This is a genomic window from Sphaerisporangium album, from assembly GCF_003323745.1.
In the GTDB taxonomy this organism is placed as follows: domain Bacteria; phylum Actinomycetota; class Actinomycetes; order Streptosporangiales; family Streptosporangiaceae; genus Sphaerisporangium; species Sphaerisporangium album.
Genome location: NZ_QOIL01000006.1, coordinates 274,931 through 287,684, shown reverse-complemented (window position 1 = coordinate 287,684; position 12,754 = coordinate 274,931). Strand labels below are relative to the sequence as shown.

Sequence of the window (12,754 nt, the reverse complement as noted above, 5' to 3'; positions counted from 1 at the left end):
GGCCGTACCCGGCGCGGGCGGGTGCGCGGGCTAGGAGATGGTGATCCGGAAGATCTGGTCCGAGCCGGCACCACCGCCGCCGTTGTTGTCGGCGTTGGTGGTCGACATCCAGAGCTGGTCGGCGTTCGGCACCTTGGTGACCGTCCGCAGGCGGCCGTAGGCGCCGACGTAGTAGGCCGTGGGGGTGCCGACCGACTCGGTGTCCCCGTTGATCGGGATCCGCCAGAGCCGCTCGCCGCGCAGCGCGGCCATGTACACCACGTTCCTGACGATCGCGATGCCGCTCGGCGAGGCCTGCGCGACCGGCCAGGACGCCTTCGGGTTCGTCATGCCGGCCACGCTGCACGTGCCCTCACAGGTCGGCCAGCCGTAGTTGGCGCCCGGCTTGATCAGGTTGAGCTCGTCCTGCGAGCTGTTGCCGAACTCCGCCTCCCACAGCCGGCCGTTGCGGTCGAACGCCAGCCCCTGCGGGTTACGGTGACCCATGGAGTAGACGAGCGTGCCGAACGGGTTGCCCGGGGCCGGGGCGCCGGTGGTCGTCATCCGCAGGATCTTGCCGTTCAGCGAGTTCCTGTCCTGGGCGAGGCTGGAGGTCTGCGCGTCACCGGTCGAGGCGTACAGGTAGCCGTCGGGGCCGAAGGCGAGGCGCCCGCCGTTGTGGTAGCGGTTCTTCCTGATGCCCTGCACCAGCACCGTGTAGCCGGACAGGGCGGTGCCGTCGTAGGTCATCCGCGCGACGCGATTGCCCTCGGAGGCGGTGTGCATGAAGTAGACGTAGTGGTTGGTCGCCCAGGCCGGGTCGACGGCCACGCCCATCAGGCCGCCCTCGCCGTCGGTGGTCATCGTGTTGGGCACGGTGCCGACCTGCGTGCGCGCCCCGGCGGGGGTGACCTTGTAGACGCGGAACGTGTCGCGCTCGGTCACCAGCGCCGTCTGCCCGTCCGGCATCCAGGCGGTGCCCCACGGGATGGACCAGCCGGTGGAGATCGTCGTGATGCTCGACGGCGTGCCGCCGTCGCTCGCGCACGCCGACGTACGGAACGACACGGCGTTGCTCGGGGCGGAGGTGTTCAGCGCCGCGTCCCTGGCCACCACGGTCAGCGTGTACGGGCTGTCGCAGGCGAGGCCGCCGACGGTCACCGCGGTCGCGGGCGGGTTTCCGGTGACGGTCGCGTACACGTTGGAGCCGCTCCTGACCTCGTAGGCGGTGACGCCGACGTTGTCGGTGGAGGCGGTCCACGTCAGCCGCGCCCCGGTGGAGGTCACCGAGGAGAACGCGAGGCCGGAGGGCGCGGTCGGGGGCACGGTGTCGGAGCTGGACAGCGTGGTGCAGACGGCCTGCGCGCTGCTCGGCGACACGTTACCGGCCGCGTCGCGGGCGAACACCGACAGCCGGTACTCGGTGGCGGGCGACAGGCCGGTCAGCGCCCGCGAGGTGACGTTGCCCGGGGCCTCCGCCAGCTTGTTGCCGTCGTGGTAGATGTCGTACGCGGCGACGCCGACGTTGTCGGTGGAAGCTCCCCAGCTCAGCGTCAGGCCGGTCGCGGTGATGTTCGAGCAGGACGGCTGCCCGGGGGTGGTCGGGAGCTGGGTGTCGGACGCCGCCGCGACGGTCAGCTTGTCGAGGTTGGGGCCGCCGTCGGCGGTGGTCGCGGTCGCGCGGACGGTGTTGGCGCCCGCGTTCAGCGTCGCGTTGACCGCCTTGGTCTGCCAGGTGTCCCAGTTGGCGGTCGCGGGGAACGACAGGCCGGAGGCCACCAGCGTGCCGTTGACGGTGACGTCCAGCGGGCGGTCCGCGGCGGTGCCGTTGGCGTAGCGGAAGGTCAGGCTCGCGGGCCCGGCCGCCGCGGCGGTGACGGAGAACTGCACGTAGCCGCCGACGGTGTTGACGTAGTCGACGAAGCCCGTGCCGGTGTAGCCGGTGTGGTTGGTGGCGACGTTGGCCTGCGAGAGCTGCGCGCTCTCGGCCTGGTAGTCGGTGGAGGCCGTGGCGACGTCCGCTTCGAGCCAGTCGAGGTTCGGGTTGCCGCCGGCGCCCGCGGCGGTCAGGCGGATCTTGTTGGTCCCCGCGGTGACCGGCGCCGTGAGCGTGACGGTCGCCCACGTGTCCCAGGTGGCGGTGGCGGGGAAGGAGCGGGCGGCGGCGACCACCGTGCCGTTGACGCTGACATCGGAGGGGCGGTCCGCGGCGGTGCCGTTGGCGTAGCGGATCGCGAGAGTGGCGGTGCCCGCGTTCGCCGCCGTGACCGTCCACTCGGTGTAACTGCCGGCGACGTTGTCACCGTTGACGAACCCGGTGCCGGAGTACCCGGCGTGGTTCGACTCGACCAATCCTTGCGAGATCGTGGCTGTCTCCGCCTCGTACCGGGTGGCGGCGCTCGCCTCGGGGGCGGCGGCCACGAGCAGGCCGCCGAGCAGTGCCGCCACGCAGCTCAGGCCGCGTAACCGGGGTCTTCTTCCGCGCATTCGATCCTCCTGGATCTGTACTGTTCGAGCTTTTCTCCAGTCAGGGACATGGGTCAAATCCGCGTTCGTCGCGGTGCGTCGTCACGCGGTGCCGGGTGGGGCTCGCTGGCCGCCGGGTTGGTAAAGGTCCTTTCCGAAAAATACATCGGGTCGGTGGCGAGCGAAAGGTGCCGCCGGGAACGGACTGGAGATCGACCCCGGCCCGCCTCGGCGGCACCTTCCTCACGCCCCCGGCCTCCGGGCCGGGCTCCTGCCGTCAGGCGGGCGGGCGGTCGTCGGCCGGCACGGTCTGCAGCTCGACCGTGCAGAACGCGCAGCGGCGGGCGTCGATCGGGATGTCGCTGCGACATTCCGGGCACTGCTGCTCGGCGGCCTTCTTGTCGCGGTCGAAGAAAGAGATCAACCGCGTCATCGGCATCACGACGAGCCAGTAGATGACGGCAGCGATGATCATGAACGTCAGCAGGTGGTTCACGAAATCGCCGTACTTGAACTCGGCGCCGTTCACCACGAACTTGTACTGCGAGAAGTCCGGCTGGCGGCCGCCCGTGACGGCGGCGATCAGCGGGGTGATCAGATCCGCCACCAGCGCCTGCACCAGCCCGCTGAACGTGGCTCCGACCACCACGGCCACGGCCAGCTCGACGAGATTGCCGCGCATCAGGAACTTCCTGAATCCGCCCATCCTTGATTCCTCCGGGGAGAGCTTTGTAGGGGGTGTGAAAGGCATCCGGCTACCCGCCTGCCCACCCGCAAACCGTTCCGAGCCCGAGCGGGCCCGCGAGGCGGCGCCACCCGGTTCTGCCGGTGGCCGCTGGGCGGACGGGGCCGAAAGCCACTCCGTTCGGTGAGAGAACAAATCCCTGAGCACGCGGGCCTGACGGCCACGAGGCGGCATTTGTTCGCGATGATGATGAACTATCTATGGGACGACGCGGAGAAGTCGACGGCACACGGGCGTGGAGCCGGCTTTTCTCGCCGCCGTATGCGTGGCCCCACCTTGGCGTTCTGCGCCGGCGGGGTGATCTATGGAATGAGGGCCGTGGTGGGGAAGGGCTTCCGCAGAGGCCAGGGTGGGCCGCTCTGACCCACCCCGGCGTCGTTCACTTCCCGCTGGGCGCCTTTTTGAGACTCCGGACATCGAACTCGCCGTTCTTGGCGCCGTCGATGAAAACCTGCCATTCGCTCTCTGTGTAGAGCAGGGCCGGGTTGGCGGGGTCCTTCGAGTCACGCACGGCTATCATCCCGTCCGTGATCGCGACCTCGACGCAATTCTTGGTGGTGCAACGAGCGGCTGTGCGCCACTCGACCGCAGGAAAATACGCGGCTGTCGGAAACCTCATTGATTCCTCTGGCGGTGTCGGGCGTGACATGGCCACCGTTGGCCGGTGGTCCATCCCTCGCAGTATCTCACCCCAAGATCCTCGACGGGGACGCCGCCGTGCCGCTTGATCAAGTAGCGTAGTTCTGGTTTACTTCGGCGATACGCGCCGCCGACGCCTCGGGATCCAATGCCAGGCTCTTCAGTTGCCGGATGGCCTCCCGGCAGACCGCCAACTCCGTCGGCTTCTCCAGGTAGTCGGCCCTGGTGATGGACTCGACGTAGGCGACGTCCGACACGCTGGGATCGTCCATTTCCAGCAGTGTGAATGCGCTGTTGAATCCCATGTGCGCTCCGACGCTGAAAGGGACGACGCGAATGGTCACGTGCGCGAGCTCGGACCATTTGATGACGTGCGTCAACTGGTCGTGCATGACGCCCGGACCTCCGACGGGGCGGTGCAGGACCGATTCGTCGAGAATCACCAGGTGATGAGGGGGAGCCGGCTGCCGTAGCAGTTGCTGCCGCTTCATGCGCGTCTCGACGCGATGCAGCAGAACGCTTTCCTCGATCTCGGGAAGAACGGCCCGGATTATCGCCCGCGCGTAGTCGGAGGTCTGCAGTATTCCCGGCACCGCGCAGGTGTCGTAAACGGTTATCGACGACGCCTCCGCCTCCAGCCCTATGTACAGGCGGAAGTCCGGGTCGTCGTAGGTCTGCCACCAGCCCGGCTGGCGGGCCTCGCGGGCCATGCGCATGAGGGCTTCGGTCTCGGCCTGGCCGGCGCCGTAGATCTGGCACAGGTCGCGGACGTCGCGCGGGATTACGCCGCGCCGCGCCGTCTCGATGCGGCTGATCTTGGCGGGCGAGCACTCCAGGCTGTGGGCGACGTCCTCGATGCTCAGCCGGGCGGCCTTGCGGAGCTCGCGCAGGCGCGTGGCGAGCTGGCGGCGCCGCAGGGTCGGGTTGGCTCCGGCCACCGGCGCTCACCTCTTCCTGTTGTTCCTGACGTCGCGCCGGCGCGGGCGTCCGCCGCGTGCTTCCCGGGTCGTGGCGAAGCGGGGACGCGGCAGGCGGGGCCGGGCGACGGCCGCGACGCCCATCACGGGCGACAGCGGCCCACAGCGGTCCTACGTGGTACCAGTCCAGCGTATTGGCCACCGTATTGGCACGCGCGGAACGCCAAAGGTATCGAACAGGGGAGTCTTTGCTGGCAATTGCCATCGGCGGTTGCCTTTAGCACGAACCAGGGTAAACAGAAGGTTAGCCCCTAACGGAGCAGACGTCGCCCGGTGAGCCGGACCCTCGCGCGCGGCGCCTCCCTACGGGACGGGGAGACCGCGCCGGGCGGGCGCGGGGTCGGGGCGCCGCGTCAACGGCGCCGTGTCACGGCCGGGCCGGTGGTGGGGCACCGTTCCGGCCTCGGAAGCCACCCGAACATCAGGGAGCGAGAGGACGATCCTCCATGAACGTCGGTCCCGCCGGGGTCAGGGCCAACCTGTGGACGCTCATCCGCGCCCAGGCACTGGCCCGGCATTGGGAGCTCAGTGACGCGCTGTTCGCCGAGATCGACGGGTTCGCGCTGGTGCAGGGCTGGGCGATCAGCCGCCGGCGGACCCGGCACAGCTACCGCGACCCCCGGTTCGACCGGGTGGTCGCCTGTTCCACCTGCGGGGGCGAAGGCAAGGGGGAGGGCGGCCACGCGTGCCGCACCTGCAAGGGGGACGGCCTGCTCAACTTCTGCGAGCCGCCACAGCGCCGCAGGACCGCTTGAGCGCGACCCAAGTGATTTGGGTCCTCGGTATCGGATCAACGTGAACCGGAACCGAATTCTGCGAACGACGGTGCCCGTCGGCTTTCGCGGCTCAACTTGCCCTCGCGTGTCATCGTGCGATGGACCACGGTGATCGACGGTGGCGTCCGTGGGCTCTGCCCTATTCGGTGGGAATCTCGCTTAAGTCCACCGGTCAAAGGCGGTGTGGACCTTTTTGTTAGTAAGGGTGAAGTTTCTGGCCGTGATCGCTAAGATCGCCGGATGCTTGGTAACCCCACGGGGGGGCAGCGGTCGGGACGGCGCATGGCCTGGCTGGACGCTCTACGCGGCATCGCCGCTATGGCGGTCGTCCTCGAGCACTCGTTCAAGTTCCTGTTACCCGAGATAAGACAGCCGGTGAAGGCGGTTTTCGAACCGGGCTGGTACGGGGTGACGGTGTTCTTCTTGGTCAGCGGCTATATCATACCGGCTTCGCTGGAACGGCGAGATAGTCTGCGTGACTTCTGGATCTCTCGTTTCCTCCGGTTGTATCCGTTGTGCGGTGTGTGCGTGGTCGGTGTGGTACTGCTCATGCTGGCTGGCTGGGACGGTCTGCATATCTGGTGGAGTACGCGGCCGATGGTAATGGCGGTGGCTCATCTGACGATGCTGCAGAACCTGCTGTACGTGCCGAACCTGGTGAATGTGCTGTGGACGCTCTCGTACGAGATGGCGTTCTATCTGTTGGTCACCGCGATGTTCGCTCTTGGCATCCTGCGGAGGAGCACCGCGAGCGCGCTCACTTTCGCCGTGGCGGCGGTACTGGGCGCGGGGACGCTGCCGGTCGCCTTACTTTCGGCCGGCGGATCCTGGCGGATGCTGACGGTCGTGCTGGGGGTGGCCGTCCTGATAGCGGCGGGTCTGGTGGCGGTGCTGGCCGGTTCGGGTGTAGTGCGACAGGCGGGCGCGATCGTCATCGCGGTCACCGTGCTCGCGCTGCTGGCGGTCAACCAGAATTTCCCCGGTCCCGGGCGGGGCTTGTTGATCCTTGCCACCATGTTCGCCGGTACGGTGCTGTATCGCGCTGAGCGGGGCGAGATCTCCTGGAGGCAGGCGGGGTGGGTGGCCCTGGTGCCGCTGGCCGGGGTATGGCTGGCGACCGGGGAGTTCGGCCTTCAGGCGGCGATAGCGGCGGCCTGGGTCACGTTCGTCGCCGGGATGGCCCTGCGGCACCGTAACGTGCCACGGGGGCCGGCCTGGCTGGGGCTCGTCAGCTACTCGCTGTACCTGCTCCATCCGCTGCTGTTGGAAAGTGTCGAGCGGTTCTGGCCCAAGCCCTTGGCCGTGCCGCTGGGGCTGCGTCTGCTCGCCCTGGCGGCAGTGGTGGGGTTGTTGTTCGGGCTTAGTGCGCTGACATGGCGTTTCGTGGAGGCGCCGGCGCAGAGGCTGGCCAAGCGTCTTGTCTCAGGAGGAGGATCCTCCGGTGAGATGACCAGGCGGGAGCCGTGTCCAGCCGTCCCCGGCGCAACCGGCTCACCTGCCGCCTGAACCGGCCTGCGAACTCCGGGCCGCGCTCGCGGCGGGCGGCACCGCCAGGATCGCCACACGCGCACATCACCAGGGAGGGGACGAGCCGCGACCTCGGCCGCCTGGCCGACGTGCCTGCCCGGGATCGTGCGGCTTTCGGTCCCGGTAGAGGGCTGACCCGGTACGGCCAGGCCGTACCGGGGGCTTGTTGCTGCTTTGAACTGCGCGGACAAGTCTCGCGGATTGCCGGGCCGCAGGTGCTTGACTCCGGCCAAACGACGGTGTTCCTATGGTCAAAGATAGTTAAGAAGCTTTCTTAACTCTCCCGTTCTCCTCATTTCTCGCCCGAACACCCCCCTAGGGAGAGGACGTATGAAGGTACAGGGATACATGGGCATGTCCCGCCCCGCCCGCGTCGCCACCACCCTCGTCGCCGCGCTCGCCTTGGCGCTCGTCGCCTCGGCGAGGACCGGCGCCTCCGCGGACACGAGCAAGTACGAGGCCGAGAACGCCGCGATCTCACAGGGCGTGGTCGAGTCGAACCACGCCGGGTACTCCGGCACCGGGTTCGTCAACGGCGACAACGCCGCCGGCAGCTACACCGAGTGGACGGTCCCCGCGCCGAACGCCGGCGTCGCGACCCTGGTCCTGCGCTACGCCAACGGCACGACCGCCAACCGCCCGATGAACATCAGCGTGAACGGGACCGTCGTCGCCTCCGCCAAGGCGTTCAACGGCACCGGCTCCTGGGACACCTGGGCCGACGGCACACTGACCGCCACGCTCAACGCCGGGACCAACACGGTCCGTGCCACCGCCACCACCGCGAACGGCAACCCCAACCTCGACTACCTGACCGTGACCACCGGAACCGGCGGCGGTGGCGGCCCGGCCGTCCCCTTCGGCAGCCATCTCATCCCCTACGCCTCCGGCATCCTCAGGCCGTCCGGGGCGCAGGCCACGCTCGACCAGGCCGTGATCACGTACTACAACAAGTGGAAGGCCGCCTTCCTCAAGCAGAACTGCGGAAACGGCTGGTACGAGGTCATCTCGCCCGACGCCGACCACCCGTACGTCGCCGAGGGCCAGGGCTATGGCATGGTGATCCTGGCGACGATGGCCGGGGCCGACCCGAACGCCAAGACCGCCTTCGACGGCATGGTCAAGTACATGCTGGCGCACCCGTCGGTCAACAACCCCAACCTGCTGGCGGCCGAGCAGGACACCTCCTGCCGCAGCGTCAACGGCTCGGACTCGGCCACCGACGGCGACCTCGACGTGGCCTACGGCCTGCTGCTGGCCGACAGGCAGTGGGGCAGCACGGGGACCTACAACTACAAGGACCTCGCGATCAAGCACATCAACGCCATCAAGGCCAGCGAGGTGAACGCGTCCACCCGTCTGATGCTGCTCGGCGACTGGACCGGCTCCGGCGACCAGTACTACTACATCAGCCGGTCGTCCGACTGGCTGATCGACCACTTCCGCGCCTTCAAGAAGGCGACCGGCGACGGCACGTGGGACACGATCAGGACCAACCACCAGAACCTGATCACCTCCCAGCAGGCCACCTACGCCTCCTCGACCGGCCTGCTCGCCGACTTCGTGGTCAACACCAACACCGCGCCGAAGCCCGCGCCCGGCCAGGTGCTGGAGGACCCCAACGACGGCAAGTACTTCTGGAACGCCTGCCGTGACCCGTGGCGGATCGGCGCCGACGCCGTGACCAGCGGCGACTCCGCCTCGCTCGCCTCGGCGCGCAAGCTGAACACCTGGATCAAGGCCAAGACGGGCGGCGACCCGAACAACATCGCGGTCGGTTACGCGCTGAACGGGACGCAGATCGGCAGCGGCAGCGAGCCGGCGTTCTTCGCGCCGTTCGCGGTCACCGCGATGACCGACCCCGGCAGCCAGGCGTGGCTCGACGCGCTCTGGACCAAGATGCTCAACACCCCCTTCACCTCCTCCGACTACTACTCGACCAGCATCCAGCTGCAGGTGATGATCACCGCCAGCGGCAACTACTGGGTGCCCTGACCCTCACCCGCGCGCCGGGGGACGTCCCCACCCCGGCCCGGCGAGAGCCGCCCGGAGATCTCAGCGTCCGGGCGGCTCTCCGCGCGTACGGCAGGAACCGCGTCGCGGCAGCCCCCCGCGCGTAATATCAGCGCATTCGTACAGGCTCGTCCGTGGGGGCATCGTGGAGTTCCGCCTACTCGGTCCCGTATGCGTCATCGGCGGCGGCGAGCCCCTGGAGCTCGGGCCGCACCAGCAGCGGTCCGTCCTCGCGCTGTGCCTGCTCGCCGCGCCGCGGCCGGTGAGCCCCGGCAGGCTCATCGACGCCATCTGGGAGGACGGCCCGCCGCCGGGCGCGCTCAACACCGTGCAGGCGTACGTCTCCAAGCTGCGCCGCGTCTTCGAACCCGGACGCCCGCGGGCCGTGCCGCCGACCATCCTGGTGAGCAGGCCCGGCGGCTACGCCCTGGAGGTGCCGGCGCACACCGTGGACCTCGGCCGGGCCCGCTCGCGCGCCGCCGAGGGAGCCCGGCTGCTCGCGCGCGGCGACCTGCCCGCCGCCGGGCGCGAGCTGCGCGGCGCCCTCGCCGAGTGGCGCGGCGACCCTCTTTCCGGCTTCGAGGACGACCCCTGGGCGCGCGACGAGATCGCCCACCTCGGCGAGATGCGGCTGACGCTGGTCGAGGACGCCGCCGAGGCGGACCTCGGGCTGGGCCTCGGGGCCGCGCTGGCGCCCGAGCTGACCCGGCTGGTCGCGGCGGCGCCGCTGCGCGAGCGGACCCGCCGCCTGGCCGCGCACGCGCTGTACCAGGCGGGACGGCAGGCCGACGCGCTGGCGATGCTGGCCGAGGGCAGGCGGCTGCTGGTGGACGAGCTCGGCCTGGACCCCGACCCGCCCTCGCAGGCCATGGAACGCGCCATTCTCGCCCAGGACCCGGCCCTCACCCCGAGGACCACCGCCACCGTGCGGGCCGCCTCGCCCGCACCGGCGACGTCCCCGCTGCTCGGCCGGGAGCGCGAGTCGGCGCTGCTGGCCGAGGCCGTGTCCGACCCCGGCCACCGGGTCGTTCTGGTCGCGGGGGAGCCGGGCATCGGCAAGACCAGCCTCGCCGAGCAGGCCGCGCGCACGGCCGGGGCCGCCGGGCGCGCGGTGGCGTTCGGCCGGTGCTGGGACGGCAGCGGCGCCCCGCCGTTCTGGCCGTGGGCGCAGGCCGTGCGCGAGCTGACCGGCCGTGACGGCGAGCTGGCGCAGCTCGCGGGCGCGGCGCGGGGCGTCACGCTGTACGAGGCGGTCGCGCGGCTGCTGAACGAGCACGACCGTCCACTGGTGGTGCTGGACGACCTCCAGTGGGCCGACCCCTCCTCCCTCGGCCTGCTGTCCTTCCTGGCCACCACCCGGTCGTGCCCGGGGCTCACCGTCGTGGCGACCTACCGCGACACCGAGGCCGCTCAGGCGCTGGCGAGGCCGCTCGCCGAGCTCATGCGGCTGCCGCACGTCCGCCGCGTCACGCTGCGCGGCCTGCGCGAGGACGCCATCGCCGAGTACCTCGGCCGCGCCGGGGCCGACCCCGCCCTCGCCGGCGAGATGGCCAGGCTGACCGACGGCAACCCGTTCTTCCTCGGCGAGGTCGTGCGCCTGGACGACGGCGCCCCCGCCCCCGAGGCCGTCTCCGACGTCGTGATGGGCAGGATCGGCGCGCTGCCCGAGCACACCGGCGTCGTGCTGACCGCCGCCGCGCTGCTCGGCCGCGAGGCCGGTCTGGAGGTGCTGCTCGACGTGCTCGCCGACCGCGTGGACGTGCCCCGCGAGCACGTGCTGGACGTGCTGGACGCGGCCGTCCAGGCGCGTCTGCTCGCCGAGAGCCCCGGGCCGCCGGTGGCGTACCGCTTCGTGCACGACATCGTCCGGGACGTGTTGCGCGCCGGGCTGGCGCCCATGCGCAGGCGGCGGCTGCACGCCAGGGTGGCGGCGGTGCTGGAGCGGCGCGGCGACGCGACCCCGGCCGAGATCGCCCACCACGCGCGGGAGGGGGTGGTGCTCGCGGGGATGGCCGCCGAGGCCGTCCGGTACTCCCGCCGGGCGGCGGCGCACGCCATGGGCCAGTTCGCCTACGAGGACGCGGCCGAGCACCTGGAGCACGCCGTCCGGCTGACCCGGCGGCTCCCGGTGGACGACCCACGGCTGCGCTGCGACCTGCTGCTGGAGCTGGCGGAGGCCCAGGCCGTGGCGGGGATGAGCACGGCCGTGCGCGTCACGCTGGACGAGGCCGCCGAGATCGCCGAACGGCTGGGCGACGCCGACAGGCTCGCCCGCGCGGCCCTCGGCCTGTCCGACCTCATCTACTGGCTGACCTACGAGGAGTGGTCCGGGCTCGGCGGCTTCACCGCGCGCCTGGAACGGGTGCTGGACGCCGCGCCCGCCGGCTCCTCCTGGGCGCCGCAGCTGCGGGCCGCGCTGGCCGTGGCCGGGTACTACGGGCGCGGCCACGGAGAGAGCGGCGCCCTGGCCGCGCGGGCCGTCCGCGAGGCCAGGGAGGCGGGAGACGGGCGGGCGCTGCTGCGGGCGCTGGTCGCCCAGGAGATCGTGTCGCGCGGCGACGGCGACCCGCCCGCGCGCCAGGCCCTCATCGACGAGATCGTCGAGCTGGGGGCCGGGACCGGCGACCTGCCGTACGAGTGGCTCGGACGCGAGGCCGACTGCATCGCCCGGCTCTGGCGGGGCGACTTCGACGGCGCCGAGGCGGTGCTGGCCTGGCTGCGGCAGACCGCACGGCGGCTGCGCCAGCCCGCCATGCTGGGCCTCGCCGCCTGGCAGACGGCCGTCACCGCCTACCTGCGCGGCCGTTTCGACGAGGCGCTGGCCGCGGCGGGGGAGTCCGCGCTCGCCCACCCCGAGGGCGCGCTCGGCCGGGGCGACCCCGACGCGCGGGCACGGCTGTTCGAGGCGCTGGTGCTGCGGCTGCGCGGCCGGCCGGCGGACGCGCTCGACCTGGCCGTACGGACTCTCGCCGAACGGCCGGACGACCTGAGCTGGCGGCTCGTGCGCTGCCTGGCCCTGCTCGACCTGGGTTCGCTCGACCTGGCCCGCGACACAGGGGAGGTGCGCGCGACGCTCGCGGAACTGGCCGCGGACGGGTTCGCCGCCGTCCGCCATGACCTGTTCTACCGTTTCGTCCTCGACGCGCTGAGCGAGCTGTGCCTGGCCACGGGGGACGCCGCCGCCTCCCGCGCGCTGCGCGACCGCCTGGAGGGCAAGGAGGGCGTCATCGGCTGGTCGCTGGCCGAGCTGTGCCTCGGGCGGCTCGCCCTCGCGCTCGGGGACCACGCCTCGGCCGGGCGGCACCTGCGCGAGGCGCTGGACTTCGCGCGAAGGACGGGCGCGGTGGTGTACGAGGCGCCCGCGCGCGCCCTGCTCGCCGGGATCACCGGCGACGCCGCTCCGGACGAGGCCGCCGGGGCGCGGAGCGGCGCCGATCGCCCTATGTGACCATTCTGTTACCGCGCGGGTGTCCGGGGAGGCCGGATAGGGGCCGGTCGAGTAGCCTGACATGGGCGGCCCGGTCGCGGGAACGGGCCGCGGACGTCGCCGAGGTGCGCCGTCGCCGTGGGGCTCCGTTCCGGAAGGGTGCTCGGGCAGAAGTGCACAACGTCGGTCTCAGGCAAGTGATCCG

The 12,754-nt window shown here is 71.0% G+C and carries 8 protein-coding genes; 4 read left to right on the top strand and 4 right to left on the bottom strand.

Annotation, left to right across the window (positions count from 1 at the left end):
• Positions 1-30: 30 nt before the first annotated feature.
• From DQ384_RS13345 to DQ384_RS13325, 4 genes are all read right to left on the bottom strand, one after another.
• A complete protein-coding gene (locus tag DQ384_RS13345) occupies positions 31-2,466 on the bottom strand; it encodes a PQQ-dependent sugar dehydrogenase (RefSeq protein ID WP_114029067.1) in 2,436 nt (811 codons plus the stop codon).
• A 256-nt stretch (positions 2,467-2,722) separates the two neighbouring features.
• On the bottom strand, positions 2,723-3,151 hold the full coding sequence (mscL, locus tag DQ384_RS13340; protein WP_114029066.1) for a large conductance mechanosensitive channel protein MscL: 429 nt from the start codon (positions 3,149-3,151) through the stop codon (positions 2,723-2,725).
• A 418-nt stretch (positions 3,152-3,569) separates the two neighbouring features.
• Entirely contained in the window at positions 3,570-3,809 is a 240-nt protein-coding gene (locus DQ384_RS13330; RefSeq protein ID WP_114029064.1) for a DUF397 domain-containing protein, read from the bottom strand.
• A gap of 109 nt (positions 3,810-3,918) precedes the next feature.
• Positions 3,919-4,767 (bottom strand): helix-turn-helix domain-containing protein, encoded by an 849-nt coding sequence (locus DQ384_RS13325; RefSeq protein ID WP_114029063.1) that lies wholly within the window; start codon positions 4,765-4,767, stop codon positions 3,919-3,921.
• 485 nt (positions 4,768-5,252) lie between these two features.
• On the opposite strand from DQ384_RS13325, the gene DQ384_RS13320 reads away from it, so the two are divergent.
• The 4 genes from DQ384_RS13320 to DQ384_RS13305 all read left to right on the top strand — a co-directional run bounded on the left by DQ384_RS13320 (position 5,253) and on the right by DQ384_RS13305 (position 12,570).
• Entirely contained in the window at positions 5,253-5,561 is a 309-nt protein-coding gene (locus tag DQ384_RS13320) for a hypothetical protein (protein WP_114029062.1), read from the top strand.
• Positions 5,562-5,864: 303 nt separating this feature from the next.
• Positions 5,865-7,088, top strand: a complete 1,224-nt coding sequence (locus DQ384_RS13315; RefSeq protein WP_181871182.1) for an acyltransferase family protein — start codon at positions 5,865-5,867, stop codon at positions 7,086-7,088.
• 351 nt (positions 7,089-7,439) lie between these two features.
• Complete coding sequence (locus tag DQ384_RS13310) at positions 7,440-9,104, top strand: glycosyl hydrolase family 8 (protein WP_181871181.1); 1,665 nt, start codon at positions 7,440-7,442, stop codon at positions 9,102-9,104.
• 163 nt (positions 9,105-9,267) lie between these two features.
• Positions 9,268-12,570: an ATP-binding protein gene (locus tag DQ384_RS13305; RefSeq protein WP_114029060.1), complete on the top strand. Its 3,303-nt coding sequence runs from the start codon at positions 9,268-9,270 to the stop codon at positions 12,568-12,570.
• Positions 12,571-12,754: the final 184 nt, after the last annotated feature.